Genomic DNA, 6,050 nt, shown 5'->3' with positions numbered 1-6,050 from the left:
GGCAAGCAGATTCATGACCGTCGCTCGTTGTGCCGCGTTGCATCGAACGAGGCAAACCATGTGCCAGCCCGCGGCTGGCACGCGCGTTGCACGCGGTTCGGGAGCGCGGCGACGCAGGCCGCACGCGACAACCGGCAACGGCACGCGATGCGTGGCCATGCCGATCTGGCGTGCGGCACGTGCCGCGCCAGTGTGCGGCGTTGCGCCAGTTCGGCGAATGTGCCGCACCGGCATGGTGCGGATGACGCCGCGTGGCGTCCGTTTTCGGTGCAGGGGCACGAACGGCTTTGGACAGGGGAGCGACATGGAAGTCACCGGACAGACGACGCTGACCATCAGCAGCCGCAATTACTCGTCGTGGTCGATGCGCGGCTGGCTGCTCGCGAAGCTGAGCGGGATTGTGTTCGAGACGGTCAGCGTGCCGATCGATGCCGCGTCGCGCGCGGAGTTGCTGCTGCTGTCGCCGTCGATTCTCGTGCCGTGCCTGACGCACGACGGCAACACGGTGTGGGACACGCTCGCGATCGCCGAATACCTGAACGAGATCCGGCCACAGGCGCGGCTGCTGCCGGAAGACCGGCAAGCCCGCGCGCATTGCCGCTCGATCTGCGGCGAGATGCATTCCGGTTTCAGCGCGTTGCGATCCGCGTTGCCGATGAACCTGCGCGCGCATTTCCCCGGCTTCCGGATCTGGTCGCGCGCGCAGCACGACATCCAGCGGATCGTGACGATCTGGCGCGAGTGCCTGGCCGCGTACGGCGGCCCCTGGCTGTTCGGCGCGGAGATCGGCATCGCCGACGCGATGTATGCGCCGGTCGTCACGCGCTTCCTGACGTATGACGTGAAACTGGAGCCCGATGTGGCCGAGTACTGCATGCGGGTGCTCGCGCATCCGTTCGTCGCGGAGTGGATCGAGGCGGCGAAGGCGGAGCACGAAGACATCGACGAACTCGACATGGAGTTCTGACGCGCGGGGCGGCTTGGCGCTTTCAATTGCACTACACGAATACGCATCGAAACGAACTATTTGGTGTGGCTTCGAGCCTCGCAAACGTTTTACCTTGATTTCGCGTCGAAACGAGGACGAATTCCCTAAAGGATGTTGAGCCCGATGACGTAAACGGGTCACGGGGATGACTCGCGATCGCATGCTTCCGACCTGCGACGCGCAGTCCGCAACATTCAGCGCAGCAGGGGAATCGACTTGAATCGTCAGCAATCGTGGACGCGTACGGCGGCGCCCGGGGAAATCATTTACGCCGAGGGGTTCGCGGGCGAGCCCGTCATCTTTCTGATCACCGACGGCAAGGTCGAGCTGTCCACGCGCTGCGACGACAAGCGCGTCGTCGTCGCGACGCTCGGCCGTGGCGAGTTCTTCGGTGAATCGGCGCTGCTCGGGGCCGAGCCGCGTGCCCAGACCGCGAAGGCGCTTTCATTCTGTCAGCTCACGGTCGTGCCGGTCGGCACGCTCGACGAAGAAATCGAGCGCGTGTCGGCGCTGCTGCGCCACATCGTGCGGACGATGATCCGTCGCGTGAAGCGCAAGGACGACCAGCTCGCGACCTATACACATGCCGACTTCATGCCGGGCGTGCTGTCGTATGCGCATGTGCTGGCGCTGATGGCGGGCACCGAGGCGCGCGAGGGCGGCGATGCGTGGACGCGCCGGCCGATGCAGGCCCATGCGGCCGAAACCTCGGTGCCGCTCGCCGACGTAATCCGCAAATGCCGCGCGATTGCCGGCCACTCGCGGCCGCACGTGCTCGCGATGCTGCGACGCATGGAGAAGCTCAATCTCGTCACGATCGAAGCCGCGCAAGCGGACCACGCCGGCGGGGCAACCGACTATGCGGCGTCGTCGGACGCGCGCCAGGTCGTCACGTTCGACGCCGCGCGCGTGATCGATCGTGCGCAACAGGTTGCCGATCACGATCTCGACCTGTCGATCAACAGCGAACTCGAACTCATCGAGCTGGCCGATCTCGAGTCGCTGATCGGCGTCGAGAAGACCACGCTGCTCAACAAGCTGTCGAACGGCGAGATTGCCGACGAAGTGTTCGCGTTTCGCAAATCGAAGGTGCTCAGTTACGTCGAACAGAAGGGTGTCGCGTACTTCTCGCGACGCAATGCGCGTCGTGGCGAGGTGCGCTCGCTGGGGGATCTCGTGTCGATCGACCAGCGCACGCTGTTCGACGTCATCAGCGCGTTCGATACCTACGATCTCGCGAAGCTGATCGCGAATCTCGACGATCGCGCGGTGGCCGACAAGCTGTTCTCCGTGATGACCGAGGCGCGGCGCAACGAGGTGTCGTGGGTGATGCGTCGCGAGCTCAAGCTCGATCCGGTCGAGATCGAGGACATCGAGCAGCGCGTGCTGGATGCCGTTCGCGCGGCGAAGGCGCCGGCGGCGGGCGCAGCGCCCGTCGCGTCGGCATCGGATGCATGACAAGGGGGCGTACATGGATCTGTTGACGCTGGCCGGCGTGGTGCTTGGGGGCGCTGCGATCGTGTTCGGTTTCGCGCTGGAAGGCGGGCATTTCTCGATGCTGTTCCAGTTCGAGGCGCTCGTGATCGTGCTCGGCGGCACGCTCGGCGCGGTGATGATCCAGAACACCTGGGCGCGCTTCTTCGACGCGGTGAAGCAGTTGCGGCTCGCATTCGTGAGTGCGCGCGAGGTCGATCGCAAGAACCTGTCCGACCTGCTCGAATGGGGCGACCGCGCGAAGCTCGACGGGCTGCTCGCGTTCGAATCGATGGACGTGAGCGGCATCCATCCGTTCGCACGCCGCGGGCTCGAACTGCTGGCGAACGGTGTGTCGACCGCCGTGCTCGAGGACGCGTTGCAGCGCGAACTCGACGCCTACGAACGCAGCCGCCTGGCCGCCGCGCGCGTGTGGCAGCAGGCCGGCGGCTATGCGCCGACGTTCGGCATTCTCGGTTCGGTGCTCGGGCTCGTGCAGGTGACGAGCCATATTCTCGAACCGGCGCAGCTCGGGCCGGGCATCGCGGTTGCGTTCATCGCGACGCTGTACGGGCTGGCGTTCGCCAACCTGGTGTTCCTGCCGCTTTACGGCAAGCTGCGCGCGCAGATCGACAGCGAGCTGCGGTTTCGCAAGCTGTATCTCGACGGCTTGCTGGCGATTTCGCGCAAGGAGTCGCCGCATACGATCGAAACGCGCCTGACCGGCGACGTGCGCGGGCGCGCGGCCGAGTCGCTCGCGTGATGGGCGTGTGTCGCACGACGAACCCGGAATTCCAACCGCATGACTGCTCGAACTGACGGCGCCTCCGCTGCCGATCGCGACGACGACGAACACGACGGCGCGCAATCCGGCCGCTGGCTGATTTCGTACGCGGATCTCATCACGACGCTGATGGTGCTGTTTCTCGCGCTGTATGTGCTCCAGCTCGCGAAATACAACGCGCTCGATGCGCGGTACCAGACGCTCGCGCGGCATGCCGAAAGCGCGGCGAGCGCGTCCGCTTCCGCTGCCGTGACGCCTGAGCACTCGCCGCGGTGGCTCGCGTTGCTAGATTCGTTGAAGTCGAACGGCCGGATCTCGCTCGTGAAAGCGCCGCATGGTGTCGAGATAGGCATCGACGCGAAGATCCTGTTCAATGTCGGCGATGCACGCTTGTTGCCCGATTCGGCGCCCGTGCTGAACCAGATCGCGCAGGCACTGAGCGATCACGCGACCGGCGACATTCTCGTCGAAGGGCATACCGACAGCGTGCCGATCGCGAACGCGAAATACGAATCGAACTGGGAGCTGTCGTCGGCGCGGGCGGGGAGCGTCGTGCGTTACCTGACCGAGCGCGGCGTCGCCCCGCACCGGCTCGCGGCGATCGGGCGGGCCGATACGCAGCCACTCGTCGCGGGTGACGATGCGGCCGCGCGGGCGCGAAACCGGCGGGTCACGATCTTCGTTGCGTACTGATTGGTGTTGAATTTTTGTTGTTCGCGCATCTATAGGCGGCCGCGTTTGCCCGCCTGACAAGAACATAACAAATCTCGCATGATGAACATCTGAAATCAGCGATGCGGTTCTGCGCGTGCATGCCGATAACCCAAACTGGCTCAGACCGAGCGGTTATCGAGGGTTCCCCATGCATTTCTGGCGCAAGCTTTCCATACAGAACAAGCTGATTCTCAGCATGACGAGCTGCCTGCTCGTGTTCGTCGCGATCTCGAGCGGACTCAGCCTCCGTCTGATCGGCAACGCGGTGCGCGATCGCGTCGTCCGCGAAGAGCTGCCGACGGCCGTGAACGGCATCCGCGCCGACGTGCAGCGGCAGATGGCCGGGCCGATCGCCGCGTCGCGGATTCTCGCGCGCGATGCGTTCCTGCTGCAATGGGAAGCCGACGGCGAACCCGACGCCGGCACGCACAACTGGATCCAGCTCGCGAAGAACGTGAAGGACGAGCAGAAGGCGGCGTCGGTGCAGTGGGTGTCTGTGAAGAGTGGCAACTACTACAACGAGTCCGGGCTGCAGCGGAAGGTGACCGACAAGGATCAGTGGCTGACCGGCTTTTTGTCGTCCGGCAAGGCGTTCGACGTGAACATGGACCGTGAGGTGACGGTCGGCGGTTACATGATGTTCATCAACAGTCGTGTTGAGCTCGACGGCGTGCCGATCGGTGCGGCGTGTATGAGCCTGTCTGTCGATGCGCTCGCGAAAGGCATTGCCGCTTATCGGATTGGCGAGACCGGGTTCGCGTATCTCGTGCGTCCCGACGGCGCGATCATGATGCATCGCGATACGGCGCTGATTGATGGCAAGCATTTCATGAAGGATCAGCCGGGGCTGCCTGGTGATGCGTCGTCGACGCTGTTGGCTGGTCAGCCGTATGCGTATCTGAGCTACAACGGTGAAGGCGGTGCGCGATTCATCGCGACGTCGTTCATTCCGGAGTTGAATGCGTATGTCGTTGTCGAGGTGCCACAGGCCGAACTGCTTGGGCCGGTGACACGTGCGATTCGTAGCGCGGCGCTGGTTGCGGCGGTGGTGGGGTTGGGTGTCGCGCTGCTCGTGATCTGGCTGGTGGGGCGCGCGATTGCCGCGCCGATTCGTCGCGCGGCGACGCTGCTGTCGGAGATCGCAAGCGGTCAGGGTGACCTCACGCGCCGGATGACGGTTGAGAGCCAGGACGAGATCGGGCAGTTGTCGGATGCGTTCAACCGGTTCGTGTCGTCGCTGTCTACGCTGGTTCATAGCATTCGCGCGGCTTCCTCGTCGATTGCGACCGGGTCGGCGCAGATTGCGACGGGGAACGCGGATCTCAGCGAACGTACCGAAGGGCAGTCGAGCAACCTGGAGCGCACGGCGTCGTCTATGGAAGAAATCACGGCCGTGGTGCGGAACAACACCGAAACGGCGACGACCGCCGCGAAGATGATCAACGGCGCTTCCGATACGGCGGCGCGCGGCGGGCAGGTGGTGGGTGAAGTCGTGACCACGATGCAGGAGATCAGCGACGCGTCGCAACGGATCTCCGAAATCATTGTGATGATCGACAGTATCTCGTTCCAGACGAATATTCTCGCGCTGAATGCGGCTGTGGAGGCGGCCCGGGCCGGGGAGCAGGGGCGCGGGTTTGCGGTGGTGGCTTCGGAAGTGCGGAATCTGGCGCAGCGCAGCGCGCAGGCGGCGAAGGAGATCAAGGCGCTGATCGAGCATAGCGCGGGGACGGTGAATACCGGGTCGCGGCTGGTTACGGAAGCGGGGAAGGTGATGAGCGATGTTGTCTCGCAGGTTCAAGGCGTGAGCGCGATGATGAGCGAGATCGCCGAAGCGAGCCTTGAGCAGAGCGCCGGTATTGATCAGATCGGGGACGCGGTGCAGTCGCTCGATCAGATGACGCAGCAGAATGCGGCGTTGGTGGAAGAAAGCGCGGCTGCTGCTGCGAGCTTGAAGCAGCAGGCGGCGGAATTGACCCGGCTGGTGTCGGCTTTCAAGGTGGATGAGTAAAGTCCGATTCGCGATTTAGAATAAGGCGTTTCTGAGGGACGGCTGCCGTGGGTTCACGGCAGCCGTTTTTGCATGTCGGT

At 64.3% G+C, this 6,050-nt stretch carries 5 protein-coding genes; all 5 read left to right on the top strand.

The annotated features are described in order from the left end of the window. Nucleotides 1-304: 304 nt before the first annotated feature. The 5 genes from JYJ84_RS26260 to JYJ84_RS26240 all read left to right on the top strand — a co-directional run bounded on the left by JYJ84_RS26260 (nt 305) and on the right by JYJ84_RS26240 (nt 5,970). Complete coding sequence (locus JYJ84_RS26260) at nt 305-967, top strand: glutathione S-transferase family protein (RefSeq protein WP_174958232.1); 663 nt, start codon at nt 305-307, stop codon at nt 965-967. A 237-nt stretch (nt 968-1,204) separates the two neighbouring features. Further along, nucleotides 1,205-2,446 carry a Crp/Fnr family transcriptional regulator gene (locus JYJ84_RS26255; RefSeq protein ID WP_174976765.1) on the top strand — a complete coding sequence of 414 codons (1,242 nt, stop codon included), beginning with the start codon at nt 1,205-1,207 and terminating at the stop codon, nt 2,444-2,446. Nucleotides 2,447-2,459: 13 nt separating this feature from the next. Beyond that, nucleotides 2,460-3,224: a flagellar motor protein gene (locus tag JYJ84_RS26250; RefSeq protein ID WP_174958230.1), complete on the top strand. Its 765-nt coding sequence runs from the start codon at nt 2,460-2,462 to the stop codon at nt 3,222-3,224. Nucleotides 3,225-3,263: 39 nt separating this feature from the next. Next, the gene (locus JYJ84_RS26245) at nt 3,264-3,938 is read left to right on the top strand and encodes an OmpA family protein (protein ID WP_175221730.1); all 675 of its coding nucleotides are present in this window, start codon (nt 3,264-3,266) and stop codon (nt 3,936-3,938) included. 169 nt (nt 3,939-4,107) lie between these two features. Then, nucleotides 4,108-5,970 (top strand): methyl-accepting chemotaxis protein, encoded by a 1,863-nt coding sequence (locus JYJ84_RS26240; RefSeq protein WP_175221731.1) that lies wholly within the window; start codon nt 4,108-4,110, stop codon nt 5,968-5,970. The last annotated feature ends 80 nt before the right edge of the window (nt 5,971-6,050 follow it).

Origin of the sequence: Burkholderia sp. LMG 13014, from assembly GCF_905232215.1 — a bacterium.
GTDB lineage: Bacteria > Pseudomonadota > Gammaproteobacteria > Burkholderiales > Burkholderiaceae > Burkholderia.
Note: the sequence above shows the minus strand (reverse complement) of the source record. Positions and strands in the feature narration are given on the sequence as shown.